The sequence below is a fragment of the Arthrobacter sp. MMS24-S77 genome (genome assembly GCF_054888235.1).
Window position 1 is genome coordinate 4,211,354 of record NZ_JBTZRN010000001.1, and the last position, 23,456, is coordinate 4,234,809.

The 23,456-nt window shown below is 64.5% G+C and carries 25 protein-coding genes and 2 riboswitches; of the genes, 11 read left to right on the forward strand and 14 right to left on the reverse strand.

Annotated elements, in window-relative coordinates; translation table 11 throughout:
* The first annotated feature begins 101 nt into the window (after window positions 1-101).
* From ACX5I4_RS19425 to ACX5I4_RS19440, 4 genes are all read left to right on the forward strand, one after another.
* Window positions 102-902, forward strand: coding sequence for a GMC oxidoreductase (locus ACX5I4_RS19425; RefSeq protein ID WP_461838104.1), 801 nt, complete (start codon window positions 102-104; stop codon window positions 900-902).
* Window positions 899-1,300 (forward strand): PAS domain-containing protein, encoded by a 402-nt coding sequence (locus tag ACX5I4_RS19430; protein ID WP_461838105.1) that lies wholly within the window; start codon window positions 899-901, stop codon window positions 1,298-1,300. The genes ACX5I4_RS19425 and ACX5I4_RS19430 overlap by 4 nt, the downstream gene beginning before the upstream one ends.
* The gene (locus ACX5I4_RS19435) at window positions 1,297-1,824 is read left to right on the forward strand and encodes a cupin domain-containing protein (RefSeq protein ID WP_461838106.1); all 528 of its coding nucleotides are present in this window, start codon (window positions 1,297-1,299) and stop codon (window positions 1,822-1,824) included. Before ACX5I4_RS19430 ends, ACX5I4_RS19435 begins: the two co-directional genes overlap by 4 nt.
* Window positions 1,825-1,944: 120 nt before the next feature.
* Complete coding sequence (locus tag ACX5I4_RS19440) at window positions 1,945-2,304, forward strand: hypothetical protein (RefSeq protein WP_461838107.1); 360 nt, start codon at window positions 1,945-1,947, stop codon at window positions 2,302-2,304.
* Window positions 2,305-2,319: 15 nt separating this feature from the next.
* Here ACX5I4_RS19440 and ACX5I4_RS19445 read toward each other — a convergent pair whose 3' ends face one another.
* Genes ACX5I4_RS19445 through ACX5I4_RS19455 form a run of 3 tightly spaced genes read right to left on the reverse strand, consistent with a single transcriptional unit; the run spans window position 2,320 to window position 6,274 of the window.
* Window positions 2,320-3,375, reverse strand: coding sequence for a PLP-dependent cysteine synthase family protein (locus tag ACX5I4_RS19445; protein ID WP_461838775.1), 1,056 nt, complete (start codon window positions 3,373-3,375; stop codon window positions 2,320-2,322).
* 5 nt (window positions 3,376-3,380) lie between these two features.
* The gene (locus ACX5I4_RS19450; RefSeq protein ID WP_461838108.1) at window positions 3,381-4,976 is read right to left on the reverse strand and encodes an aromatic amino acid ammonia-lyase; all 1,596 of its coding nucleotides are present in this window, start codon (window positions 4,974-4,976) and stop codon (window positions 3,381-3,383) included.
* A 2-nt stretch (window positions 4,977-4,978) separates the two neighbouring features.
* Window positions 4,979-6,274, reverse strand: a complete 1,296-nt coding sequence (locus tag ACX5I4_RS19455; RefSeq protein WP_461838109.1) for an NtaA/DmoA family FMN-dependent monooxygenase — start codon at window positions 6,272-6,274, stop codon at window positions 4,979-4,981.
* A 239-nt stretch (window positions 6,275-6,513) separates the two neighbouring features.
* Window positions 6,514-6,626, forward strand: a riboswitch (SAM riboswitch).
* 10 nt (window positions 6,627-6,636) lie between these two features.
* On the opposite strand from ACX5I4_RS19455, the gene ACX5I4_RS19460 reads away from it, so the two are divergent.
* From ACX5I4_RS19460 to ACX5I4_RS19470, 3 genes are read left to right on the forward strand one after another with little or no spacing between them, the layout of a single operon-like run.
* The gene (locus tag ACX5I4_RS19460; RefSeq protein WP_461838110.1) at window positions 6,637-6,894 is read left to right on the forward strand and encodes a DUF1737 domain-containing protein; all 258 of its coding nucleotides are present in this window, start codon (window positions 6,637-6,639) and stop codon (window positions 6,892-6,894) included.
* Window positions 6,891-7,301, forward strand: coding sequence for a rhodanese-like domain-containing protein (locus tag ACX5I4_RS19465; protein ID WP_234750991.1), 411 nt, complete (start codon window positions 6,891-6,893; stop codon window positions 7,299-7,301). Before ACX5I4_RS19460 ends, ACX5I4_RS19465 begins: the two co-directional genes overlap by 4 nt.
* On the forward strand, window positions 7,302-8,510 hold the full coding sequence (locus ACX5I4_RS19470; protein ID WP_461838111.1) for an O-succinylhomoserine sulfhydrylase: 1,209 nt from the start codon (window positions 7,302-7,304) through the stop codon (window positions 8,508-8,510).
* Window positions 8,511-8,515: 5 nt separating this feature from the next.
* On the opposite strand, the gene ACX5I4_RS19475 is transcribed toward ACX5I4_RS19470, so the two are convergent.
* On the reverse strand, window positions 8,516-9,790 hold the full coding sequence (locus tag ACX5I4_RS19475) for a glutamate--cysteine ligase 2 (protein ID WP_461838112.1): 1,275 nt from the start codon (window positions 9,788-9,790) through the stop codon (window positions 8,516-8,518).
* A gap of 74 nt (window positions 9,791-9,864) precedes the next feature.
* On the opposite strand from ACX5I4_RS19475, the gene ACX5I4_RS19480 reads away from it, so the two are divergent.
* Entirely contained in the window at window positions 9,865-10,122 is a 258-nt protein-coding gene (locus ACX5I4_RS19480) for a hypothetical protein (RefSeq protein ID WP_461838113.1), read from the forward strand.
* Window positions 10,123-10,193: 71 nt separating this feature from the next.
* On the opposite strand, the gene ACX5I4_RS19485 is transcribed toward ACX5I4_RS19480, so the two are convergent.
* Window positions 10,194-11,717, reverse strand: a complete 1,524-nt coding sequence (locus ACX5I4_RS19485) for a UDP-N-acetylglucosamine 1-carboxyvinyltransferase (RefSeq protein ID WP_461838114.1) — start codon at window positions 11,715-11,717, stop codon at window positions 10,194-10,196.
* A gap of 128 nt (window positions 11,718-11,845) precedes the next feature.
* On the opposite strand from ACX5I4_RS19485, the gene ACX5I4_RS19490 reads away from it, so the two are divergent.
* Window positions 11,846-12,379 carry a GNAT family N-acetyltransferase gene (locus ACX5I4_RS19490; RefSeq protein ID WP_461838115.1) on the forward strand — a complete coding sequence of 178 codons (534 nt, stop codon included), beginning with the start codon at window positions 11,846-11,848 and terminating at the stop codon, window positions 12,377-12,379.
* 48 nt (window positions 12,380-12,427) lie between these two features.
* Here ACX5I4_RS19490 and ACX5I4_RS19495 read toward each other — a convergent pair whose 3' ends face one another.
* Genes ACX5I4_RS19495 through ACX5I4_RS19505 form a run of 3 tightly spaced genes read right to left on the reverse strand, consistent with a single transcriptional unit; the run spans window position 12,428 to window position 15,473 of the window.
* Window positions 12,428-13,234, reverse strand: a complete 807-nt coding sequence (locus tag ACX5I4_RS19495; RefSeq protein WP_461838116.1) for an energy-coupling factor transporter transmembrane component T family protein — start codon at window positions 13,232-13,234, stop codon at window positions 12,428-12,430.
* Entirely contained in the window at window positions 13,231-14,841 is a 1,611-nt protein-coding gene (locus ACX5I4_RS19500; protein ID WP_461838117.1) for an ABC transporter ATP-binding protein, read from the reverse strand. The genes ACX5I4_RS19495 and ACX5I4_RS19500 overlap by 4 nt, the downstream gene beginning before the upstream one ends.
* The gene (locus ACX5I4_RS19505) at window positions 14,841-15,473 is read right to left on the reverse strand and encodes an ECF transporter S component (protein WP_461838118.1); all 633 of its coding nucleotides are present in this window, start codon (window positions 15,471-15,473) and stop codon (window positions 14,841-14,843) included. The genes ACX5I4_RS19500 and ACX5I4_RS19505 overlap by 1 nt, the downstream gene beginning before the upstream one ends.
* A gap of 74 nt (window positions 15,474-15,547) precedes the next feature.
* A riboswitch (TPP riboswitch) is annotated at window positions 15,548-15,684 on the reverse strand.
* A gap of 196 nt (window positions 15,685-15,880) precedes the next feature.
* Here ACX5I4_RS19505 and ACX5I4_RS19510 point away from each other — a divergent pair.
* Complete coding sequence (locus ACX5I4_RS19510) at window positions 15,881-16,618, forward strand: NUDIX hydrolase (RefSeq protein WP_461838119.1); 738 nt, start codon at window positions 15,881-15,883, stop codon at window positions 16,616-16,618.
* 60 nt (window positions 16,619-16,678) lie between these two features.
* Window positions 16,679-16,939 (forward strand): DUF4235 domain-containing protein, encoded by a 261-nt coding sequence (locus ACX5I4_RS19515; RefSeq protein WP_461838120.1) that lies wholly within the window; start codon window positions 16,679-16,681, stop codon window positions 16,937-16,939.
* Here ACX5I4_RS19515 and mnhG read toward each other — a convergent pair.
* From mnhG to ACX5I4_RS19545, 6 genes are read right to left on the reverse strand one after another with little or no spacing between them, the layout of a single operon-like run.
* Window positions 16,936-17,355 (reverse strand): monovalent cation/H(+) antiporter subunit G, encoded by a 420-nt coding sequence (gene mnhG, locus ACX5I4_RS19520; protein ID WP_461838121.1) that lies wholly within the window; start codon window positions 17,353-17,355, stop codon window positions 16,936-16,938. The genes ACX5I4_RS19515 and mnhG overlap by 4 nt on opposite strands.
* Window positions 17,345-17,623: a monovalent cation/H+ antiporter complex subunit F gene (locus ACX5I4_RS19525; RefSeq protein WP_059389843.1), complete on the reverse strand. Its 279-nt coding sequence runs from the start codon at window positions 17,621-17,623 to the stop codon at window positions 17,345-17,347. The genes mnhG and ACX5I4_RS19525 overlap by 11 nt, the downstream gene beginning before the upstream one ends.
* The gene (locus tag ACX5I4_RS19530; protein ID WP_461838122.1) at window positions 17,620-18,186 is read right to left on the reverse strand and encodes a Na+/H+ antiporter subunit E; all 567 of its coding nucleotides are present in this window, start codon (window positions 18,184-18,186) and stop codon (window positions 17,620-17,622) included. The genes ACX5I4_RS19525 and ACX5I4_RS19530 overlap by 4 nt, the downstream gene beginning before the upstream one ends.
* Complete coding sequence (locus ACX5I4_RS19535) at window positions 18,183-19,754, reverse strand: Na+/H+ antiporter subunit D (RefSeq protein ID WP_461838123.1); 1,572 nt, start codon at window positions 19,752-19,754, stop codon at window positions 18,183-18,185. Before ACX5I4_RS19535 ends, ACX5I4_RS19530 begins: the two co-directional genes overlap by 4 nt.
* Entirely contained in the window at window positions 19,751-20,206 is a 456-nt protein-coding gene (locus ACX5I4_RS19540; RefSeq protein ID WP_461838124.1) for a Na(+)/H(+) antiporter subunit C, read from the reverse strand. The genes ACX5I4_RS19535 and ACX5I4_RS19540 overlap by 4 nt, the downstream gene beginning before the upstream one ends.
* Window positions 20,203-23,295: a Na+/H+ antiporter subunit A gene (locus ACX5I4_RS19545; protein ID WP_461838125.1), complete on the reverse strand. Its 3,093-nt coding sequence runs from the start codon at window positions 23,293-23,295 to the stop codon at window positions 20,203-20,205. The genes ACX5I4_RS19540 and ACX5I4_RS19545 overlap by 4 nt, the downstream gene beginning before the upstream one ends.
* Window positions 23,296-23,456 lie beyond the last annotated feature (161 nt).

The window sequence follows — 23,456 nt, forward strand, 5'->3', positions numbered from 1 at the left end:
CAACAGGACGGACGTGCCACGGCGTTGAACACCAACCGCGGCGTGGTCAACGTTGGCAGCGCCAACCTGGTCCTGGCCATGGGCACGCTTCCCCGGCAACCTTGGTCCTCAATTCCTTCCCGCAGGTCCAGGGCGCCGGTGGCCACTTCAGCGCCCACTTCATCACCTCTGTGGTGGCCCGGGTTCCGCGCAAGGACTTTGATTTCAGCGAACAACTCGGCGAGCTGGAATTGGCGGCCATCTACATGGCGGGCAAAAGCCCGGCCGGAATGCAGTACCACGTGCAACTCTCCGTCCTCTCGGACCGTTTCCCGGACAAGAACGCCCAGAAGTCCGAACGGTATGCCCCCGACGTCGTCGCCACGGCTTCACTGGCTCAGCTGCGGTCCTCGGAGGACTACTTGGTGTTCGTCTGTGCCGTCCTCGGCGAGCTGGACGAAAGCAACCCGGAGAACCACTTGCGCCTGTCCGGCGGCGCCGACCCCACTTGCAATGTCACCCTGCAGGTGCTGGCCAACGCCACCGACGAGGACACGTGGAACACCATGGACGAGGGAACCTTCCAGATGCTGGAACGGGTCCTGTCCCCGGCTGGCGCGGAACGCGTCGAATACTGGCACGGAGATCCCGACGCCGGAAGCTGGGGCGCCATGCGTCCTGCCATCCCGGAGCGCCGCGTACCGGGCTTGGTCCACGAAAGCTCAAGCCTGCCAATCGGCGAAGAGGAGGACGCCGTCGTCGGGACCGACTATCGCCTCAACGGCGTGCAGAACGTCTTCGTCACCGGTGGCAGCCTCTGGCCCACCGGCGGCTCCTGGAACCCCACCATGACAATGGTGGCCCTGGCGCAGGACCTCGCCGAAAGACTGGAGGCCGACGGCGGAACGGCGGCAGCGCCATGACTGTCGCCCCGGCGCTGGACCCGGCGCTCCTTCCCACAGTTCCGCCCATGAGCGTCGCCGATGTGTTGGACCGGCAGGACGGCGTGTACTGGGTGGTGAAGGATGCGAATTCGGTCTTTCTGTGGGTCAACCAGAACTTTGCGGACCTGGTGGGCATGGATAAGTCGGAGCTGATTGGTCACCAGGACTCGCGCGCGGAGCACGTTGCCCACGACAAGGAAGTGATGGCGAGCGGAAAACCCCTGCTCAACTTCCACGAAACGATTGCCGTCCCCAGCAAGGAGGGCGGCATGGTGAATGTGGACATCGTGACCCAGAAAGGGTTGTTGCGTGCCTTGGGCAGCAAGGCGATCATCGGCATCACGGTCTGCTTCTCACTGAAGGATCCGGTCACATGACTGGATTCGCTGAGGATTGGATCAAGCGGCTGGACATGTCCCCCGCTAGCGTGGGCGGCTGGTTCGCGTCCGCGCTCGTGAGCAACGAGGACATCGCCGGTTCGGCGTTGCCTCCGCGTTTCGGCGTCGACCATCCGCTCTACAGTTCCAACTGGTACTTGCTGCAGTCCGGGGAGGTTCTCCAGTTGCACGCCCTCAAGCAGGATGAGCTGTGGTTCTTCCATGTGGGGACACCCATTAGGCTGCATGTCTTCTCCCGGGAGCTTGGACTCCAGGATTTTGGCTATTCCGAGGTCGTGTTGGGGCCGGATCCGGAGGCAGGCCAGACTTTGCAAGGAGTTGCCCCCAATTCCACCTGGTTCGGCGCGGAGTTGGCCGGTCCGGGGTTCGCCCTGGTCAGTTGCAGCCTCTCACCGGGATACGAGAGGTCGGATTCCACGAAACCGACGGCACGGGACATCGAGTCGCTGGTTGTGAGGTTCCCTGGGCATGCTGAGCTGATCCTCCGCCTCGCGGCCGGATAGGGCGGCCGCATAAAAACGTCTGATGCGCCGGTTCTGGGGCCGGCGCATCAGACTTCTCAGTCGGTGAGGAAAACGTTTCCGCCCATTCCACAAGTGGGCTTGAGTCCGTAGGGTATCGACATGAGCATTTACATCAGCCCCGACTCTGCTGCATGGTCGCTGACCGCCATGGCGACTGCCGCGTCAGCGGGATCAATCGATGATGCGAATGGCATGTCCAACTTGGTACAGGAAATCTACGAGACAGAAGGTTTCGAAGCCCTGTCAGGTGTGGTCTTCGCCTTGGCTCATCACAACAGTCTCTCGCTGCATGCCTTGGCCACGGCCACCGGGATATCCGTCCACGAGCTACTCGAAATCCGGAAGCATCAGGGCTCCACGTTCCATCATTCACCTGCAGTTTTGCTACCGGAGCCAAAAGCGCTGCCACCCCGGGTCCAAGCAAGCCTGGAACCGCTGCCGGATGACACCGAGGCCTAGCTCATCCTTCGCAGCTCAGGCCGGGATCCTTGCCGGCGTGGGCTCATCAGTGTCCCCTGCCAAATGGATCCCGTGCTCAGCCAGCCACGCCGGGTTGAAGGCCTTGCTCAGGTAGTTGGTTCCGGCGTCGGGGGCTATGGCCACCACTACTGAACCATGCGGGGCAGCGCGGGCCACGCGGATGGCGGCTGCGACCGTGAGGCCCGATGAGGGCCCCAAGGACAGTCCTTCCTCGTCCAAGAGCCGGTGCACGGTGGTGTAGACCTCGTCATTGGGGATGCGCAGGAAGCGGTCAACCAGCTTGCGGTCGAAGACTTTCGGCCACTCGGACTCGGGCCAGGAGTTGCCCACACCGTCCACCAGGATCTCACCCGGATGGCCGCCGCTGTAGGCCGAGCCATAAGGGTCTGCGCCCACCACTTCGATGTGCCCGCCCGGCCGATCTGCCGCGACGCGCTCCTTGAGGTACCGCCCGTTGCCGCTGATCGTTCCGCCGGTGCCAACCCCCGCCACGAAATGCGTGATCCTGCCGCCCGTTTGCTCCCAGATTTCCGGGCCCGTACCGAAGTAGTGCGCCGCCGGATTGGCCGGATTGTCGAACTGCTGCGGCCGCCACGCTCCCGGGTTTTCCGCCGTGATCCGCGCCGCCACGGCCCGCGCATTTCCCGGCGATTCCGACGGCGCGTTCCAGTCAGTCAGCACCACTCGGGCGCCGTAGCTGTGCAGGGCCGCAAGCTTTTCCTGCGAGATGGTGTCGCCCGTGACCACCACTACCGGATGGCCAGTGAGCGCACCGATCAGCGCCAGCCCGATCCCTGTATTGCCCGAGGTGCTTTCCACGATCATCGCCCCTGGCTGGAGCTCGCCGGACTTTTCGGCGGCGCGAACCATGCTCAACGCGGTCCGGTCCTTGATGGAACCACCGGGGTTCTCCGATTCCAGCTTCACGTGGACAGTGCTGCCCAGTCCGCGGCTCAGCTTCTCCAGCAGCATAAGCGGCGTGTTGCCCACGTGTGCCAGCACGGAAGCATCCAACCCCGCATCGACGCCACGGACGTGCTTTCCGGTCATGGTGCTCACGATTCCCCCTCCAAACCATCGATCGCTATTTGTAGCGCTCCCCGGGCGCGTTCCACGAGTGCCGCTGCGTGGAGCCGTTCCGCCAGCAGCGTCGAGAGGTGCCCGACGACGGCGCCCGTCCCCTTCCCGAGGCGCCGCCCCGCCTTTTCGTCGTCCGTTTCGGCCTCCTGAAGCAGGTAGGCGGCAGTCAGCGCCTCAATGGTCATCAGCTTTTCCGCGGCGTCCACGGATCGCTCCAATTGCTGCAGCGCCAGCGGGGCGAGGGTGGAGTGGTCTTCGACGTCGGCCGACAATGTGGGTGCCCCAAGCGTCGCCGGAGCGGCCAGCACCTTCAGCTCAGCCAACAGGCTCGCGGCGGAGTACCACAGCAGGCCCGGCAACTCCTCGGACGCAAGCGCCTCCGCCCCGCGGAACCCGCCGCCGTCGCGCGCTTGTTCGGCGCGCGCGAGTTCGAGGTGCCGCGCCCGGATGGCACGCTGGGGCGGGTAGAGCTTCGCGATCCGCCGCTCGCTCGAGATACCCACGTGGGCAAGGGCGAGCCGGGCGGCCTCGAAAGCGAGGGCGAGCTGCATGGGCTGGAAGTTGCCGCCTGACACCATCCGCCCCGATTCCACATCGCTCAACGGATTGTCTCCGCGGCCGTTGAGCTCGACGTCCAGCGCGGCCTCCAATTGCTCCGCGACAGCCCTGAACGCTCCATGCGTCTGCGGCGCGGCCCGGAAGGACAGCGGATCCTGCACGGACACCTCGGGCCGCACATCCTCCAGCCAACCGCCCCGCAGCAGTCGACGCACAGCCGCCGCTGAATCCCGCTGGCCACCCACCGCCTTGGCCGCCTGGATGACGGGAGAAAACGGGCTCAGGTTCCCGCCGTCGTCGTACCTCGCGGTCGCCTCGAGCGACAACGCGAGCGCGACGTCGGCCAGCTCAGCAACGCGGTACAGTCGCCTGAGCGTCAGCGTCCCGGTGCCGATCGAGTAGGCATTGGCGCTGACCAGCGCGAGGGCTTCCCCGGGTCCGAGCCGCAATGGCTCCAGCCCGGCGTCGGCGAGTGCCTTTGCGCCGGGAACCAGGGCTCCGTCGGTGGCGAGGGCCTGCCCTTCACCAATGGCAACGGCCGCTACGGCGGCAAGCTGGGTCAAGTCCGATGACCCCACCGAGCCTTCGCGCGGGACGGCCGGGACAACATCGCGGTTGAGCAGTTCGGCATAGAAACGGGCGGTTTCCTGGCGGACACCGGAACCGCCGCGGCTGAAGCCGATGAGGCGGGCGAGGATGAGCGCCCGGACGTTGGCGCGATCGAGGAACTCGCCTACGCCGCTGTTGTGATAGCGGACCACCTGGACCTGGTAGGCGAGGATGGACTCGTCCTCCACAGAGGTGTCCCGGCCGGAGCCCAACAGCGTGTTGAGTCCGTAGACGCGCTCCCCGGAAGCCGCCGCGCGTTCCAACACTTCCCGCGAGCGCCCGATCAATTCCAGTGACTCCCCGCTCAGGACCACCCTGACCGAGGGATCGACGGCGGCCGCGGCCACCTGCCGGACGTGGACATGCGCCCTGCCGATCAGCAGCGTGTGCGCGCCCGTAGTCATGGTCAGAAGTCCAGGAGGTTTCGGCGGAAACCTCCGTCGCCGTAACTCGTCCTCAACAGTCCCCGGCGCCGAAGTTCGGGCGTGAGCTTGTCCAGGACGCCGTGCACGGTGACCGGGTCCACGAAGCCGGAGAAGAGGAAGCCGTCCCCGCCTACTGCCTCGCCGGTTTCCTCGAGGTAGTCGGCAATTTCCTCCGTGGTGCCGACGATGCTGTCACCTGCACCGCCGCTGCGGGCCTGCAGGATTTCGCGCAGAGTGGACCCTGGCGGGGCCGCTTTGGCGAAGTGTTCCAGGGTGCCCTGATTGCTGTTGGTGCTCAATTCCGGCAGCGGTGAGTCCAGGTCGAACTGTTTGAAGTCGATCACGGAGAGGTAGGAGATGGAGTTCAGTTGGCTGTCGATGTCGCGTTGGGTGAGTTCGCGTCGCTGTGCACGCAGTTCCGCGGCCTCTGCCTTGGACCCCACCACGGTGGGCTTGAGGACGAACAGCACCTTGACATCGTCGGGGTTGCGGCCGGATTTGATTGCCTCGGCCCGGATCGAATCGCGGTAGGCCTTCATGCCGTCGGCACCGCGGGCCAGGGCGATCGCGACGTCGGCATTGGCCCCGGCGAATGCCTTGCCGCGCGGCGATGCGCCCGCCTGGACCAGCACGGGTTCCTCAGGCAGCGGCGCCGTGTTGAGCGGGCCGCGGACCTTGAAGAACTCGCCGTCGTGGTTGATGGGATGGACCTTTTTGTGGTCGGCAAACACGCCGGCCCCGGCATCTTCAAGGATCGCGCCGGGTTCCCAACTGCGCCAAAGCCGCCGGACGACGTCGACGAATTCCTCGGCTTTCTCATATCGAAGATCGTGCTCGATTTGCTGGTCCAGTCCGTAGTTCTGGGCCGCGAGGTCACTGCCGGAGGTCACCACGTTCCAGCCGAGTTGGCCGTTCGAGAAATGCTGCAAAGTGGCCAGGAGCCGGGCCGCGGTGAAAGGCGGATAGAAGGAGGCGCTGACCGTAGGCACGATGCCCAGGTGCTCCGTGGCGGACAGCAGATACGGAACCAGGGCCAGTGGATCATGTTTGGGGGCAAACGAGGCGTGGGCCAGTGATACCTCCGCGGTACCGCCGTAAGTATCCGGGACGGTGAGGGAGTCCTCGATGATGAACAAGTCCAGGCCTGAACGCTCGAAGGCCCGCACGGCCTCCTGATACAGGGCCGGCTTCTTCCAGTCGTAACCCAGGCTGTAGCCGGGCGTACCCCAGCCCTGAACGCCGAAACCGTGGCCCACAAACCACCCGAAGTGAAGCATGGGCTTGACTGTACTCGGCTCTGATCCGCTCACGGTGGCCTGATTTCATGGGACGTTACGGAGGTTCGTATTGCGTCAATTATGCTCCCGGGGCGTCACATTTGAAGGGGCGTTCAGCTCAGGCAGTGCCGACGTCGGGCACTGCTTTTCGCCCGGATCCGCTGGGCCGCCGCCCCGGTTACGGAACATGACGACGGCCGGTGATGCAGGCCGCCGTCGTGGATGTTATTTTCTTCTTGAGTAATGAGCACCAGCGCGAAGCCCTGACTTGCTGGTCGGCAACCCTCTCTCCGGCGGGGTGCCTCAGGTGACTACTCGGCGTATCGACACTTTCGAACTGCAAGCGTGACTGAGGAGCACCAATGCCTGAACCCACCGAAGAAAAACTCTCCTACCGTCTCGTCACGGGTCCTGACACGCGGGAATTCTGCGAACGGATCTCCGCTGCCCTCGCTGAGGGCTATGTGCTTCACGGCAGCCCGGCTGCCACCTTCAACGGCACGGACGTGATCGTGGCGCAGGCCATCGTCCTGCCGGCGGCGATCGCCAGTGCCGATGCGGCAGTGGCATCTGCAGTGGATGCGCTCGATGAAGAGTTCGACGGCGAGGGCCACGCATGAGCTACGCAGGCGACCTGAGCCCGCACGATGCCTGGGCCAAGTTGGAGCAGGGCGCCATCCTGGTGGACGTCCGCACCGAAGGCGAGTGGGCACACATCGGCATTCCCGACACCAAAGCCACCGAAAACGATCCCCTATTCATCCAGTGGAACTTGGCCGGCGGGATCCCCAACACGCGTTTCATCGAAGAGCTGACGCAACAGGCCCCGGAGGCCGATGGCACCGAGCTGGTCTTCCTCTGCCGTTCCGGCCAGCGTTCCATAGCCGCCGCCATCGCCGCAACGCAAGCCGGCTACACCGCCTACAACGTGTTGGAAGGCTTTGAGGGCGAGCCTGACCGCTACGGCGAACGAACCGTGAATGGCTGGAAAAACCGTGGACTTCCGACGAACCTGGGGAACATCTAAGTGACTTTCAATCCTGACGCCGCCGGCTGGAGCCCTGACACCCAGGCAGTCCGCGGCGGCCTTGACCGCACCAATTTCCAGGAAACGTCCGAGGCCGTCTTCCTCAACTCCGGCTTCGTCTACGAGTCCGCGGCAGCCGCCGAGCGCGCGTTCACGGGAGAGGACGAGCGTTTCGTCTATTCCCGCTACGGCAACCCCTCCGTGGCTACCTTCCAGGAGCGCCTCCGCCTGCTCGAAGGCACCGAAGCGTGCTTCGCGACGGCGTCGGGCATGTCCGCCGTCTTCACCGCCCTCGGTGCGTTGCTCGCAGCCGGTGACCGGGTAGTTGCCGCACGCTCGCTGTTCGGTTCCTGCTTTGTCATCCTCAACGAGATCCTGCCGCGCTGGGGCGTCGAAACCGTCTTCGTCGATGGCCCGGACCTGGACCAGTGGCGTGCCGCGTTGTCCGAGCCGACGACGGCAGTGTTCTTCGAGTCGCCGTCGAACCCCATGCAGGAAATCGTGGACATCGCCGCCGTGAGCGAACTGGCCCACGCGGCGGGCGCCACGGTCGTCGTCGACAACGTCTTTGCCACTCCCCTGCTGCAGCGCTGCGGCGATCTCGGCGCGGACGTGATCGTGTACTCGGGCACCAAGCACATCGACGGCCAGGGCCGAGTCCTCGGCGGAGCCATCCTGGGCACCAAGGAGTTCATCGACGGCCCCGTCAAGCAGCTCATGCGGCACACCGGGCCATCCCTCTCCGCGTTCAACGCCTGGGTCCTGACCAAGGGACTGGAAACGATGGGACTGCGCGTGAACCACTCCTCGGCGTCTGCCTTGCGGATCGCCGAATGGCTCGAGGAACAGCCGGCCATCAGCTGGGTCAAGTACCCGCTCTTGAAGTCGCACCCGCAGTACGAGCTCGCCGCGAAGCAAATGAAGGCAGGCGGCACCGTGCTGACCTTCGAGCTGCTCCCGTCCGCGGGGCGATCGGCGAAAGAGGCAGCCTTCGCGCTGCTCGACGGGCTCTCCGTCATCGACATCTCGAACAACCTGGGCGATTCCAAGTCCCTCATCACCCACCCCGCCACCACCACGCACCGCGCCATGGGTCCAGAGGGCCGGGCCGCCATCGGGCTGGCTGACGGCGTCGTACGGCTTTCGGTGGGGCTGGAGGATGTGGACGACCTCATCCGGGACCTGGAACAGGCACTCAAGCAGGTCTAGCGCGGTTAGCCGGGCGCGGGTTGGCCGGGCGCCTCGCGCCAATCCTGGCGCACCCAGGTGAGCACGGGCTGCGATTTGGTGTCGCTCTCGTCCCTCTCTGAGCGCATCGTGATCTGGACGGCGTGCCCGACGACGGCGGCCAGCCCGGCGGCGTCGGGCGCCCCGCCGTTGTTCTCGCTCCAGCGCTCGGCGACACCACGCTGTTCGATGGCGCCATTGCCACGGTTCAGGATGGCTGCCACGCCGGCCTTCGCCAGGTCGAATTCACCCTGCTCGGCCAGGACCGGTTCCAGATACTCCACCAGTGACCATACGACGTCGGCGGCGGGCTCCGGCCGAAAGGTTCCAAAGTCCAGGAGTTCCCCGCGCAGTCCAAAATTGCTTGCCTGCCATGATGCCATCCGCAAAAGCGCCGTGGGCACAGCCGCAGGCTCTATGCCGGCATGGTATTCGCGCACGGAGGTCTCCACCAAGGCCCTGACGAGCACCGCAATCAGCGCAGCGTCCTCGGCCCGGAGGCAGACATCGGCCACCCGAACCTCCACCGTGGGAACATGCCGGGACAGCCGGGCATCGAAGTAGACCATGCCCTCGTCCAGCAGGACACCCGTTTCGATGAGCCTTTGGACCACCCGCCGGTAGGACGCCAAGGAACCGAAGACGGCCGACGGACCCGAGGACGGCCAACGATTCCAAGCCTGCGTCCGGTAACTCTCAAAGCCTGTCGCCAGCCCCCGCCAGTATGGCGAATTGGCGCTGATCGCGGTGAGGACTGCGAGCTTGTCCCGGATGTGGTCCAGGACCACCACACCTTCCTCCGGCGACTCGATCGAGGTGTGTACGTGGAATCCGCACGTGAGCTGTTCGTGTGCCGTGATGCCGAAGCGTTCAAGCATGACGGCATACCGGGGATCCGGAGTGGTGTGCAAAGCGGCGTCCACGGGTGACGTGGCCAACGCCGCGATCCTTGCACCGTGGCGCCGTGCCGCGTGGCTCGCGAGGCCCCGTCCCTTACGGATCTGATGCAAGAGTTCAGCGTAGCTGCGACATGGCCGGGTCTGGGTCTCGATCTGTTCAAGCTTGAGTTCGTGGCTGAGGCCGGTGTCCGGGCCGTCCGTGTCCTCAGGGTCGAAGCTGGTTTCGGGGACATCCGCGGTGGGGTCTTTTGGGGTGGGGTCGCGCTGGGCCACGCCCGAAAGGAGCGCGTCGGCAAGGGCAAGCGGTTCGCCGGTCACGGGATCGACGATCAGCAATTCCTCTTCCACACCAAAAGTGCGCACGGATCAATTGTGCGCCATGGCAGCCATTCGGAGACAGGGGCGGGCGCCTGTGGATCAAGGACAAACCCAGGCATGTGCACCTGGCCACGCGCCATTGCCGGGGCAAGGGCTTCGTCCGGCATGGCGGGCTTCGCCTCACTCCGGAGAATGCCGTCCCCGTGGCATCCGTAGAAGACACCGTCATTCATGCTCTGACCTGCTTACCGGACGTGGATGCTATTTCCATTGCGCAGTCGGCCATGCAGCAGTTCGGCATCCCGCAGGCCATGATCGAAAGTGAGATCTCTGCCGACTACTACGGAAACGCCAGAAGGCTGCTGGCACGGGCCTGAGCGAAAGCACGCTCTGGGTGATCCAGCAGAATGTTCCGCCGGAAGTCCGAATCGTGCAGAATCCGACGCGGTCAGTCTTGGAAGTACTCGATCTTGGCGCCGATGGTGTTGAGTCGCTCAGCGAGGTCCTCGTATCCGCGCTCAATCACATAGATGTTGCGCAGCTCGGACGTGCCACGGGCCGCCAGCATGGCCAAGAGCAGGCAAGCTGCGGGTCGGAGTGCCGGTGGGCATCCGACTTCCGCGCCACGCCACTTGGTAGGGCCATTGACGTAGATCCGGTGCGGATCGAGGAGCTGTACCTGGGCTCCAAGCTTGTTGAGTTCGGTCAAGTAGATGGCCCGGTTTTCGTAGACCCAGTCGTGGATCATCGTCTGGCCCTCGGCGTTGCCGGCGATGACCGCGAAGAAAGGCAGGTTGTCGATATTCAGCCCGGGGAACGGCATCGGATGGATCTTGTCCTCGGGCGCGCGCAGTCGTGATGGCTTGGTGGTGACGTCCACCAGCCGCGTCCGTCCGTTGCGTGCGAAGTACTCGCCGGAGATGTCCAATTGCTGGCCCATCTGCTCAAGCGTGGCCAGTTCGATCTCCATGAACTCGATGGGGACCCGGCAGATGGTGACCTCCGAGTTCGTCACGATGCCCGCGGTAATCAGACTCATGGCCTCGATGGGGTCCTCAGACGGGAAGTACTCAATGTCGACGTCGATCGCCGGGCGGCCCGTGATCTTCAAAGTGGTTGTCCCGATCCCGTCAATGACCACTCCGAGTCCCTGAAGGTAGAAACAGAGATCCTGCACCATGTAGTTGGGGCTGGCATTGCGAATTACCGTGGTACCGCTGCGGTGGGCGGCGGCCATGATGGCGTTCTCCGTGACCGTGTCGCCGCGCTCGGTGAGCACGAAGGTGCGGTGGTCGGCGTCGGCCGGAGGGGCCTGCACGGAATAGAAGCCGGACTTGGCCTCCACGGAGAGGCCGAACTGCCGCAGCGCCTGCATGTGCGGTTCCACGGTTCGAGTCCCGAGATCGCAACCGCCAGCGTAAGGCAGCTGATACGAGGCCGCCTCATCCAGAAGCGGACCCAGGAGCATGATGACGCTGCGGGTGCGGCGTGCCGCCTCCACGTCCATGGAGGGCAGGTCAAGAGTCTCGGGGCGGCGGATGCGCAAATCGTTGCCGTTGAGCCAAGTGCATTCGACCCCGATGGAGGTCAAAACCTCGACGATCCGGTTGACTTCTTCGATCCGGGCAAGCCTGCGCAAGGTGGTGGTGCCGCGGTTGATGAGGCTCGCGCAGAGCAGTGCGACGCCGGCATTCTTGCTACTGTTGACGTCCACCGAGCCGGAGAGCGTGCGTCCGCCCTCAACGCGCAGGTGGGTCATCTGCCGTTTGCCGACTTTGACGATGGTGCGCCCGAAAATGGACTCAAGGCGTTCGATCATCCGGAGGCTGAGGTTCTGCTTGCCCTGCTCCATCCGGGCAATGGCGCTTTGGCTGGTGCCCAGTTCCGAAGCGAGCTGTCCCTGCGTCCAGCCCTTTTCGCCGCGGGCGTCGCGAAGAAGGAGACCTACATGTTCGGCAGTCGGTTGCGTCATGACCAAAAAATATCATGGATGGTCTACCGGAACCCATTTTGTGGCACAACACGCCGAATCCGCCGCGTTCTAGTCGTTTCGTGCGATACACGTTGACACCGTCGCAGGGACGAGGGAGGCTCAGTCAAATGAGCTCCAACGGATCCTCCAGCTACGTGCCTCTTGGGTTGCGCGCGGAAATCCGCCCGGCCAAGAACAGCGACATCGCCAACATTCTCGACATCCAGGCCAAAGCTGGGCGCACGCTTCCCGACGCGAACGGCTTGGAAAAAGCGATCGACGACGACTCCCGCGTTGTGGTGGTCGCTTGCGCCCGCGGAACTTCCGGCGTCGGGGGCCTTCTCGGTTGGGGGAAGACCCATTTCTGGAGCTATGGCGACGGCGCCGCCCCCAAGGGGCACTATCTGGGCGGCGTCACCGTGCGGCCGGATTCTCGACGCTGCGGCATCGGGACGGCCCTCACCCAAGCCCGGCTGGACTGGATATGGCGCCGCGCAACGGAAGCTTGGTACGTCGTCAACGCGTCCAACCTCGCGTCAATCGAGTTGCATCGCCGATGGGGGTTCGTGGAAGTCGCCAGGGCGCCGAGCTTTCACACCACAACGTTCGACGGCGGCGTGGGCATCCTTATGCGAGCGGCCCGCCCGACAATACCCAACTAACTCGCAGTTGTTGTCGTTATGCGGCCCCAAAACGACAACAACTGCGAGTCAGTTGGGCTGCTTCAGCCAGACGAAGTGCCACGTCCCTGCCCATTGGGCAGCGAGAACGGCTGCGGCCGCAATGACCAGCCCGCCCACCAGGACCCAGACGTCCAGGCGGCTGTAGGTGGACTCGCGCGCCCAGGTCCGCCGGCCACCGCCGAAGCCACGCGCCTCCATGGTCACGGCCAAGCGGGACGCCCGACGGATCGCCTGGACCAGCAGCCCGAAGCTTTGGCCGAGCATGGCCTTGAACCGCTGCAGAGGGCTCCCATGGGAGCCGACACCCCGGGCACGCCGTGCCATGCCGATGGTCTGCCACTCCTCCGCCATGAGCCCCACGAGCCGCAGTGCGGCCAGGGTGCCCAAGACAAAGCGGTGCGGCAGTTTCGCCTTCTGGGCCAGCGCATCGGCAAGGTCGGTCGGATCGGTGCAGCTCATGAGGAGGATGGCCGGCAGCGCAATGGCAAGGCCTCGCAGCATGAACCCGAGTCCCAGTTGCAGCGAGCCTTCGCTGATGGACCAGACCCCGACGTCGAGAAGTATCCTCCCGCTGTCGGCCGACAGGATCGCGGTGCTCCAGCCGCCCAGCGCTGCCGCGATAATCAGGGGCCAGCCGCGCTGCCATAGCAAGCGCACGGTGAGCCCAGCGAGGGGGAACAATGCCAACTCGCCGAGGAGCGCCGTCGACGCTGACACCAAATCGATGGACAGCGCCAACACCAAGGTGATCAGGAAGACCGACACGAACTTGGCCAACGGATTGGCCCGCGTCAGAAGCGCGTTGTTGCCGCGCAGGCTCAACGCTTCCCTCATGCCGCACCCGCTTCCTGCCGTGCGCTGTCTTGGAACGCAGGAGCGAGCCGCATCTCGGTGCCGCCCAGGACGGAGCTGAATTCCTGGTCGTGGGTGACAGAAACAACGGACGTGCCGGCGTCGAGCAGTTCGGACAGGAAGGACGCGAGCTCGGCCCACGTGTTGGCGTCCTGGCCAAAAGTGGGTTCGTCCAGAACCAGGACCCGAGGATGCGCGGCAAGCACCGTGGCTACGGACAGGCGGCGCTTTTCCCCACCGGAGAGCGTGTACGGATTGGCGTCCACCAAATGCCTCAGGCGCAGCCGCTCCAGCAACTCGTCCACGCGCTCCTCGCCGTGGCCAAGGTGCTTGGGGCCGAACATCAATTCATCGAGCACCCGGCCGGTGACGAACTGGTGCTCGGGCTCCTGGAACACGGTGCCGATCCGGGAAATCAATTGCTGGGCCTTCCACTTGAAAGGATCGGCGCCAGCGCCGTCGCTGAGCCCGACGGCGGCAGCCACCGTGCCGGACACAGGAGCCAGCAGGCCGGCGAGGGTCAAAGCGAAGGTGGATTTTCCCGCGCCGTTGGGGCCCGTGACGGTCAGAGCCTGACCAGCGAGCACTTGGGCGTCGAGTCCGGTCTGCACAGGATGGGGCGGGATGGTTGCGAACCCGCGGCGGCGTGCCCGTTCACGCGACACGGCAAGCTCCTGGGTGGCGAGCAGCAATTCTCCCCCACCCGTCGCCCCGGAGCTCGTCGCCCCGGAACCGGCTACTGTTCCGGAACGCGGCCGGGTGGCCGGCACATAACCGGGAACCCAGACGCCCGCTGCGGTGAGCATGTCCCTTGCTTGCGCCAAGACCGTGTCAGGATCGCCGTCCAAGAGAACGGCCGGCGTCGAGCCTCCCTCGGAAGAGCTGCCCGGCTGGAGAACCACGATCCGGTCCACGAGGTCCTTCCACACCGAGACCCGATGCTCCACCACCACCAGGGTGGCGCCGGTCTTGTCCAGGCAGCGGCCCACCGCATCGCGGACCTCCAGCACGCCGGCGGGATCCAAGTTGGCGGTCGGCTCGTCCAGGAGGATCAAGCCCGGCCGCATCGCCAGGATGCCGGCCAGCGCAAGGCGCTGTTTCTGCCCGCCCGAGAGGGCCGACGTCGGGTGGTCGAGCGCAAAGTTGCCGCTGGCGCTATTCCGCAACCCGACGTCGTCGAGCGCTTCATGGACCCGCTTCCAAATCTCTTCGCGCGGCACGCAGAGATTCTCGGCACCGAAGGCGACGTCGTCACCCAGCCTGGAAAGCACCACTTGGGTTTCGGGGTCTTGCTGCATGAGTCCGGCATGGCCCCGCTGGGACCTCGGCGAAACGCCGTCCACCAGCAACGAGCCGGTTTCGTCGGCGTCGTCGCCCTCCTCGCCCAGCACCCCCGCGAGGGCATGCAGGAGCGTCGACTTGCCTGCGCCCGACGGGCCAAGCAGCAGCACACGCTCGCCCGGACGGATGTCCAAGTCCAGGGCGTGGATGGCCTGCGTGGTGCGGCCCGCGTGCCGCCAGCCCCAACCTTGGGCCGAAATTGCGGCGGCCCGCACCACAGCAGAGGTGCCGGAATCAGGACTGGGCATCAGGAAAAGACGGGCTCCGAGGCGGCCTTGCGGGACGCGAACGCACTCAGCACACCGGTCTTGGCCAGGCCGCGGGTGGCGATCCAGGCCAGCGCGCCGGCAATAACTGCACCGGAAACCGTGCAGAACGCGATGTACGCGAGCTTGTCAACCGCTTCGTAGGCGATGTTCCAGCCCCACGGCAGGAAGGAATCGTTGAGTCCGCAGAACAGGCCCGCACCGGCTCCGGCCAGCAGGGATACCGGCAGGTTGAACTTCTTGTACATGAACGCCAAGAAGATGAGTTCTGCACCGAGTCCCTGGAGCAGGCCGGAGATCAACACCGTGGTGCCGTACTGGGAACCCATGATGAGTTCGCTGGTGGCGGCGACGGTCTCACAGAAAATTGCAGCACCTGGCTTGCGGATGATGAGCATGCCCAGCACGGCCGGAATCATCCAGCCGCCGGCGATAATGCCGGTCACGGGCGGGTAAGCGGCGTTCATCGGCGTCGAAACCAAAGCAGCCATCTGGTCCCAAGCCCAGAAGATCACGCCGCCGGCGATGGAGATCAGTGCCGCCACCACGATGTCCACCACGCGCCAGTTGTAACCGGGCTTGGTGAGGCCCGGCTTTGCAGAAATACCAGTCATTTTGTCCTCCTGAGGAACAGGAGGGGAAAGTGTTTCCGGTTTGCCTGCGAGCGGCCTCCGCCGCCGGTTCCGGACACTATGAGAACTCGACTCCCTTGCGCCGGTACTAGCCGGATCAGGTTCGAGGGTCTGCGGCTGTCCGCACTCTCAGCGCCCGTCCTCCGTGCCGCATTGCTGCGAGCCCGACGGCGGCGCTCCCCTGTCGTTATCAATCCACCCTTTTGGGCGTGGTTCAGTTTACACCTTGGCGGGGTTGCTAGAACGGTCACAAAAGACGGAAAGCGACGGATTCTGCTGGATCATTCGCTGGGCGGGCGCGGTCAGGCCTGAGGTGGCGCAGGCGGGCGCCGAAACTGGGAGAATGATCCAGCAGAATCCGACGCAGCAAGCAGGGCAAAGGAGCGGTCTTGACAGGCATTGGCGAAGCGAACAGCACCACGGTGGCCGAACCGAGGCTCGCCGCGAGCGTGATCCTGGTCCGCGATGCTCCCCTTCCCGCGAGCTCTGAAGGTTCGACTGGTCCTGAAGGTGTCATGAGGGGTCTGGAAGTGTTCGTCCAGCACCGAGTGTCCACCATGGATTTCGCCGCGGGCATGGTTGTCTTCCCCGGGGGCCGGGTGGATCAGGCGGACAGCACTGGCTGGGACTTCACGGACGACGTCGTCGAGCAGCATGCCGCCGCATGGCACCGGAGCAGCATCGCCGTCGAGCCCGCATCGGCCCGGCACAACGCCGGCCGGGTGCTGGCGGCCGCGCAACGTGAAGTGTTCGAGGAGGCAGGGCTGAAGCTCGACGCCGCCGCCCTCCGCCCGTGGGCCAACTGGGTCACTCCTGAAGACCAGCCCAAGCGCTTCGACACGTACTTCTACGTTGCCTGCCCGCCTGCCGGGGCCGAGCCACTGCACCAGACCACGGAGGCATCGTCATCACTGTGGATGCCAGTCCGTGGAATCCTTGACGCCGAGGCCGCGGGGACCCTCAAACTCATGCCGCCCACTTTGGCCCTGCTGGATGAACTGCTCATTCTCGGCACGGTGGACGCTGTGATGGCCGAAGAGCGTGACATCGTTCCGGTGCGGCCAGCGCCCGGAGCGCTGCAGGAGTTCTTCCGGCTCAGGCGCCAACCCCCATCCGTTGCTCCATAACTGTCCTGAGGTGGGGTTAGGCTGGGGACAGTCCTGTTTCCTCCCGCAAGGAGTCCCGGAATGAACCTGCTCTTCAAACTGCTCGGCACCGGTGTGAGCATCGGCGCAGGAATCGTCGGCACCAAGCTCGTCAACGCGTTGTGGGAAAAAGCCACGGGCAACAAGCCGCCCAAAGGCCACGACGACATGGAAACCAGCCTGCGATCAGCACTGACCTTCGCCTTGATTTCGGCCGCTGTGAGCACCGTCATCCAGGTTGTCGCAAGCCGCAGTACCCAGCGCGCCATCTCGCGCTTCTCGAAGACGCAGGACATCGTCTAGGCCGACGCGCCATCCGGGCCTGCTTCTTCAGCTTTCTCGGCGGCCCGCTCACCAGCAGCACGCAGCACCACGGCCTCAAGTTCGTCTGTGCTCAGCAGTTCAGGGTGGAGGTGTTTCGTCCGGTAGCCTGCGCGGCCCACCATGTGGGCAGACACGGGCACGGTCAGCAGTTGGAAAATCCAGGCGACCAGCAGGACCGGCCAAACCCACCATTCGCGCAGCTGCAGCCCGATGGCCGCCAAAACAAGGAACAGCCCCAGCACTTGCGGTTTGGTAGCTGCGTGCATGCGGCTCATGAGGTCCGGAAAGCGCAACAGTCCGATTGCCGCGCCCAACGACATCAGCGCTCCAACGACCAGCAGGACCGCGGTGACGGCATCGATCACGGCATCCGCTCCGGTGGCGTTAGGAATCATTGACCTGCCCCCTCCGGTCGGCCACGAAGCGGGCCACAGTCACCGAGCCGATAAATCCAATCAACGTCAGCGCCACGAGCAACACGAGGTTGTTGAGGTGTCTGTTAACGGCCATGTCGATGGCCAACGCCGCGCCGAGTATGGCGAGCAGCACGTCTGAGGCGAGCACGCGGTCCAACAGCGACGGCCCGACGGCGATCCTGTAGATCGCGCCGGCCGCCGCGAGGCTGAGAATCACCGCCGTAACGATCAGCACGATGTCTTTCATGAGCTGGCTCCCCTCGTTGCAGGCCAGCCTTCGGCCTGGAGTGCGTCCAGTTCCGCCGGTGTGCCCATGATCCGTATCAGCGAGGCCTCCGTGTCCTGGACTTCCCGGCGCAGCTTGGCGGTGTCTGAATCGTTGCGGACATTGAGCCCGTGGATGTAAAGGGTGGACGTAGAGCGGTCCACCTCAACCACCAGCGAACCCGGGATCAGCGAAATCACGTGGCCCGTGGCCGTGACCATGAGGTCGGAATGGCTACGTAACGGCACAGCGACGACGGCGTTGGTCACCGAAGGCCCGCGGAAGATCGCCAAGTACATGACCTGGAAGCTCGCGGCCACCACTTTGCCAAGGAACACGAAGGCGAAGGGTATAGCGCGCAACACGTTGAAGCGTCCGCTGAGATCCACGGGAGGCAAGTAGAAGATCCTGGCCACTACCACCGCAATCAACGCACCGAAGACGAGGTTGCCCGGGCTGAAGTCCCGCCAGAGAGCACCCCAGACGACTACCAGCCAAACCAGCAGGGGCAACTCGGTGCGGAACGAAATCCGTTTGCGGCTCACTTGCCACCTCCCTGCGGCTCAGCGATTCCCGGAATCGGCGCATGCTCGCCAAGCACCGAGCGGATATATGCCGTGCGGTCCAGCATCTGTTCCGCGGAGTTGCCGGCCAATTGGAACAGCGGACCTGCAAAGACGGTCAGCGCCACGCCAAAGACCACTAGCGCGGCGGTTGGCCCCACCATGGTCCGCGGAAGCAGTCCGACGCCGGCTGTGTCCTTCAGGACAGGATCCGGGTACTCCGCATCCTCCGGTTTCCGCCAGAATGCGCGGTTCCATACGCGGGCTATTGCCAGCAAGGTCAAGAGGCTGGTGACCACCCCGCCCACCACCAAGGTAATGGCCAAAGGGGTGCCCAGGGCAATGCCGGCCTGCATGAGCCCGAGTTTCCCCAAAAACCCGGAAAACGGCGGGATTCCGGCGAGGTTCATGGCCGGAATGAAGAACAAGAGCGCAAGGAGCGGGGACAGTTTGGCGAGCCCACCTAGCCGGTCCATGGACGAGCTGCCCCCACGGCGCTCGATGAGGCCCGTCACCAGGAACAGGCTCGTTTGGACGGTGATGTGGTGGGCCACGTAGAAGACGGCGGCCGCAAGCCCAGCAATGGAGGACATGGCCAGGCCGAACACCATGTACCCGATGTGGCTGACCAAGGTGAAGGAAAGCAAACGTTTTATGTCGCTCTGGGCTATGGCGCCGAGGATTCCCACCAGCATGGTCAGGAGCGCCACCACCATCAACGGGGTGTTCAACGTGTCCCCTGGAAACAGAAGCGTCTCCGTACGGACCATCGCGTAGACGCCTACTTTGGTGAGCAAGCCGGCGAACACGGCGGTGACCGGTGCGGGGGCTGTCGGATACGAGTCAGGCAGCCAGAAGGACAGTGGGAACACCGCAGCCTTGATGCCGAACGCCACCAGCAGCATGACGTGGAGCAAGTTCTTGGTGCCCGGATCCAATTCGGCAAGCTTGATGGCGAGGTCGGCCATGGTGATGGTTCCGGTAGCTCCGTAAATCATCGCAATGGCGATCAGGAACAACACCGAGGACACCACGGACACCACCACGTACGTCACCCCGGCACGGATGCGCGGACCGGTCCCACCCAGTGTCATCAGAACGTAGCTCGCCGTCAGCAGGATCTCGAAGCCGACGTACAGATTGAAGAGGTCGCCTGTCAGGAAAGCGTTGGAAACACCGGCCACCAGGATCAGGTAGGTCGGGTGGAAGATCGACACCGGTGCTTCGCGGTCGCCGTCGGCCATACCTTGGCCTGTGGCGTAGATCAGCACGGCAAGGCTGATGACGGAGGAGACCACCAGCATGAGGGAAGAGAACTGGTCCACCACCATCACCACGCCCCAGGGCGGTTGCCAGCCGCCCAGGGTGACGGATGCCGTGCCGGTGGTCCAGACCGAGGCAAGGAGCCAGCATTCCAGGAGCAAGGTAAGGGACAACAAACCGATGCTGACCACGCGCTGCGCCAGCGGATTCCTGTTGAGTGCGAATGTCAGTGCGGCACCGAGGATGGGAAGTACGACGGCGAGCGGCGCCAGGCTGGCGATGTTCACTCGGGGCCCCCTTCCTTGGCTGCTTCGGTGACTGCCATGACAGGAAATTCCGACGTTTCCTCGGGGACCACGGAATCGTCCTCGGCGTCAAAGCTTGGTGTTTTGGCGACGCGGCGGTCTTCAGCGTCATCCTGGATATCGTCCTGGCGTGCCAACGCCCAGGTCCGGTAGATGATGCCGAGCATGAAGGCCGTCACCGCGAAGGAAATCACGATCGATGTCAGGATCAACGCTTGTGGCAAAGGATCGTTGTAGTCGCGTGGATCCGTCGATTTGTTGAAGAGTGGAGCAAGTCCGGCATATCCGCCCGTGGACAGGATCAGCAGGTTGGTAGCGTTTGCGAGGAGCATGAGCCCCAGCAGCACGCGGGTCAGGCTGCGTTCCAGGATCAGATAGATTCCGCAGGCATACAGCAAGCCCATGACGATCAACAGGGTCAGGTTGACGCTCATGGTGTCCCCTTCCGGAATACCGTGGACGCCGTGGCCGTACCTGTCCCGGCAACCGTTGCCGGGGAAGCCTTGGACCGGGCTTCCACGGAACCACCTATGTCTCCGCTCGCGGTCTCTTCGAAGTGTTCGTCGATCTCGGCTCCCAAGCTACGCAACACGTCCAATGCCAGGCCCACCACTACGAGGTAAACGCCGATGTCGAAGATCGTGGAGGTGACGAATTTGACGTCACCGAACAGCGGCAGCCAGAACTCGATGATGGCGCTTTGGAACACCTGGCCGCCCAGAAGCAACGGCACGAAGCCCGCCGCGGCCGCCGTCGCGAGACCGGTTCCCAGCAGCATGCCGGCACTGATCGGCGCGGCTTCCCGCAGCTCGAAGCGTCCGCCGGCCAAATAGCGGATGGTCAAGGCGAGCCCAGCCGTGAGTCCGCCTGCGAAGCCGCCGCCCGGAAGGTTGTGTCCCGCCAACAGCAGGTACACGGAGAAGACGATCATCGAGTGGAAAATCAGCCGGGTAACCACCTCGAAAATGATGGAACGGCGTTCGGGTGCCAGGGTTCGGCCGGCCACGAGCCAGGGATCCGCCAGGGAGCCGGCGAACTTGCGCGCAAGTGCCAGGGAAGCGTCCTCGCGCGAATTGCCCCCGACGGCGGTGCGCCTTCCCACAGTGCCTTCGGGCACGGTGGCCGCCTTGTTGATGCGCTCGCCGCGGCTGCGGACAAAGATCAAGCTGGCGACGCCCGTGGCGGCAACTGCGAGCACCGAGATCTCACCGAAGGTATCCCACGCCCGGATGTCCACCAGCGTCACGTTGACGACGTTGAGTCCGCCGCCGCCTTCGTAGGCCAGCCGGGGAAGGAGAGCGACACAGGCTCCGCGATCCGGGCTCCCATGGCGTAAATCGCCACGAAGATCATGGTGACGCCGAACGCCACACCAATAATCACGCGCACCACCCGGTATTTGCCGCCGGTGCGGTCCCGGAGCTCCGGGGAGGCTGCGCATCGCCAGGACGAAAGCCACCAGGATGATGGTCTCCACGAGCATTTGGGTCAGGGCGAGGTCCGGGGCTCCTTGCAACGCGAACATCAGCGCGATGCCGTAGCCAGTCACAGACACCATCAGGACGGCGAGGAAGCGCTTGTTGGCACGAACTGCGGCCAGTGCGCCAACAACGATTCCCGCCGCGGCGATGAGCTGGAGCGGCGAGTTCGGGTCGATCAGAAAGAGACCACCGGGGAGCGGTTTGTTGGCCACGATGAGGGCCGTGAGCGGGACGGCGAAGGCCACTGTGAGGATGACTGCCAAGTAGAAGTACAGGGAACCGCGCTGCGTGCGCCCTGTGACCCATACGGCGACGTCGTCGAGGGCGCCAATGGTGCGCTGGTACGCGCGATCGCCGTCCACCCAGTCCGGGATACGGCTCTGCGCCCGGGACACAAGGTTCCGGCCGTAGAACATCACGACGCCTGCCGCGAACGTTGCGGCGGTGAGTCCCAAGGCGGGTGTCAGCCCGTGCCACAGCGCGAGGTGGCTGGCACCGGCCGGGTTTGTTCCGGCGTCGTGCCCTGCTGCAGGACCGGCAAAGAGAGCCGCATACGGCTGGACCCATGAGTCAACGGGATCCGGCCACAGGCCGTACACGATGGTGAGGACGCTCAGGATGGCGGGAGCGGCCAGGAACGATGGCTGGACGGCTTTGAACGGCGTCGGGTCCATGCCGGGCTTCGTGGCGAACGCGCCCCACATGAAGCGGGCGCTGTAGGCGAAGGTGAGTATGGACCCCAGGACCAAGCCCACCAGGAGGATCAGTCCCCAAGGCTGGGGGTCAGGGCCTGTGCCGTAGTGGACGAAGGCTTCGAACACCGATTCCTTGGCCACGAATCCTGCCAGCGGCGGTAGTCCGGCCATGGACGCTGCGGCGATGCCGGCCACGATGGCGAGCGCGCGCGAGGACTTGTAGACCCCCGAGAGTGTGCGGATATCGCGCGTGCCGGATTGGTGGTCGATGATTCCCACCACCAGGAACAGCGAAGCCTTGAACAGACCGTGTGCCAGCAGGAGCGCAAGACCGGCGAGCGCGGCGTCTGGCAGGCCAAGGCCCACCACCATGGTCAGGAACCCGAGCTGGCTGACTGTGCCATAGGCAAGAATCAGCTTGATGTCGGTCTGCCGGAGCGCCCGGTAGCCGCCCACCAGCATGGTGGCCAGGCCCAGTCCGAGCACCAGCGGCAACCAGTAGGGGCTTTCGCTGAACCCCGGCGCCATGCGCGCCACGATGTAGATACCGGCCTTCACCATGGCTGCTGCGTGCAGGTAGGCGCTCACGGGGGTAGGGGCGGCCATGGCCCCCGGGAGCCAGAAGTGGAACGGGACAAGCGCCGATTTGGTAATCGCACCTACCAGGATGAGTACGACGGCGGCAGCAACGGCTCCCTCCGCCGGTCCGGTGACGAAGGTGGCTGCCTGAGCCATGATCGCCGAAATCCGGTACGTTCCGGCCGTTTGGCCCAGAATGATCAGGCCGACGAGCATAGCGAGGCCACCGGCGGTGGTGACCATGAGGGCCTGCAGCGCCGAGCGCCGGGCGGCGAGGCGGGTGCGCGCGTAGCCGATCAGCAGATAGGACAGGACTGTAGTGAGTTCCCAGAAGATGAACATCATCAGGAGGTCGTCGGCCGTCACCAGGCCGAACATTGCTCCGGCAAAGGCAAGCAGTTGGGCCCCGAACCCGCCCAGATCGGCATCCTTGTTCTTGAAGTACCGGGCGCAATAGACCAAGACGAGCGCGCCGATACCCAAGACCAGCAAGGACATCACCCAGGCCAGGACATCCATGCGGAAGGCAAACTCCAGCTTGAGGTTTGGAATCCAGGGGAGGGTTTCTTCGATGAAGCCGCCCGAAGGGCCTGCACCGGGGCCCGGAAGGCTCTGGCCGGGATGGATCTGGTCATACTGCAAAAGCAGCCACACGAAAGCCCCGGCGGGAACCGCTGCGAGGACGTAGAAGGCATTCCGCTGGAGTTTCCGGAAGATCCAAGGCGCCACAGTTGCCGCTGCAAAGGTCACGGCAAGAACTGTGATCACTGGAATCTCCGCAAAGTCAGGAATAAATTGTCAAAAGTTGGAGCAGGCGGTCAAACGTTGGGTTCGGTGCAGGTAGTTTATCAACCGCATGTGACAAACAATGTCCGCTTCCGGGGTGTATGGGGGTGCGGTACGGCGCCGACCGCCTGCACGTCCCAAAA

Coding starts and splice junctions, on each gene's coding strand:
- ACX5I4_RS19455 (WP_461838109.1), bottom strand. CDS start 6,274: ATGCTTCACTTCGGGTGGTTTGTGGGCCACGGTTTCGGCGTTCAGGGC.
- ACX5I4_RS19525 (WP_059389843.1), bottom strand. CDS start 17,623: ATGAAAGACATCGTGCTGATCGTTACGGCGGTGATTCTCAGCCTCGCG.
- ACX5I4_RS19460 (WP_461838110.1), top strand. CDS start 6,637: ATGCCTGAACCCACCGAAGAAAAACTCTCCTACCGTCTCGTCACGGGT.
- mnhG (WP_461838121.1), bottom strand. CDS start 17,355: ATGATTCCTAACGCCACCGGAGCGGATGCCGTGATCGATGCCGTCACC.
- ACX5I4_RS19450 (WP_461838108.1), bottom strand. CDS start 4,976: ATGACTACGGGCGCGCACACGCTGCTGATCGGCAGGGCGCATGTCCAC.
- ACX5I4_RS19505 (WP_461838118.1), bottom strand. CDS start 15,473: ATGACTGGTATTTCTGCAAAGCCGGGCCTCACCAAGCCCGGTTACAAC.
- ACX5I4_RS19465 (WP_234750991.1), top strand. CDS start 6,891: ATGAGCTACGCAGGCGACCTGAGCCCGCACGATGCCTGGGCCAAGTTG.
- ACX5I4_RS19495 (WP_461838116.1), bottom strand. CDS start 13,234: ATGAGGGAAGCGTTGAGCCTGCGCGGCAACAACGCGCTTCTGACGCGG.
- ACX5I4_RS19485 (WP_461838114.1), bottom strand. CDS start 11,717: ATGACGCAACCGACTGCCGAACATGTAGGTCTCCTTCTTCGCGACGCC.
- ACX5I4_RS19500 (WP_461838117.1), bottom strand. CDS start 14,841: ATGCCCAGTCCTGATTCCGGCACCTCTGCTGTGGTGCGGGCCGCCGCA.
- ACX5I4_RS19445 (WP_461838775.1), bottom strand. CDS start 3,375: ATGACCGGAAAGCACGTCCGTGGCGTCGATGCGGGGTTGGATGCTTCC.
- ACX5I4_RS19490 (WP_461838115.1), top strand. CDS start 11,846: ATGAGCTCCAACGGATCCTCCAGCTACGTGCCTCTTGGGTTGCGCGCG.
- ACX5I4_RS19430 (WP_461838105.1), top strand. CDS start 899: ATGACTGTCGCCCCGGCGCTGGACCCGGCGCTCCTTCCCACAGTTCCG.
- ACX5I4_RS19515 (WP_461838120.1), top strand. CDS start 16,679: ATGAACCTGCTCTTCAAACTGCTCGGCACCGGTGTGAGCATCGGCGCA.
- ACX5I4_RS19540 (WP_461838124.1), bottom strand. CDS start 20,206: ATGAGCGTCAACCTGACCCTGTTGATCGTCATGGGCTTGCTGTATGCC.
- ACX5I4_RS19435 (WP_461838106.1), top strand. CDS start 1,297: ATGACTGGATTCGCTGAGGATTGGATCAAGCGGCTGGACATGTCCCCC.
- ACX5I4_RS19440 (WP_461838107.1), top strand. CDS start 1,945: ATGAGCATTTACATCAGCCCCGACTCTGCTGCATGGTCGCTGACCGCC.